Raw genomic sequence first — 349 nt, 5'->3', positions numbered from 1 at the left:
CAAGATCGCCTCGGTCAAGCCGGACGTGGTCTACTTCGGCGGCTGCCATCCGGAAGCCGGGCCGCTGGTGCGCCAGATGCGCGAGCAGGGCGTGACCGCCAAGTTCTTCTCCGGCGACTGCGTGGTGACCGAAGAACTGGTGACCGCCGCCGGCGGGCCGCAGTACACCAACGGCGTGCCGATGACCTTCGGCAACGATCCGCGTCAGATCCCGGAAGGCAAGGCGGTGATCGCCAAGTTCCGCGCCAGCGGCTTTGAGCCGGAAGGGTACACCCTCTACTCCTACGCCTCGATCCAGGCGATCGCCGCCGCCTTCAACGCCACCGGCGGCAAAGACAGCGCCAAGGCC

General features: G+C 67.6%; 1 protein-coding gene. It reads left to right on the top strand.

What is annotated here, in order from left to right:
- On the top strand, positions 1-349 hold a 349-nt coding region (locus tag KHA85_RS20690; RefSeq protein WP_213186745.1), incomplete at both ends, for an ABC transporter substrate-binding protein.

It is taken from the genome of Dietzia massiliensis (genome assembly GCF_018390595.1).
GTDB classification, from domain to species: Bacteria; Actinomycetota; Actinomycetes; order Mycobacteriales; family Mycobacteriaceae; genus Dietzia; species Dietzia massiliensis.
This window is presented reverse-complemented; position numbering and strand designations above follow the sequence as displayed.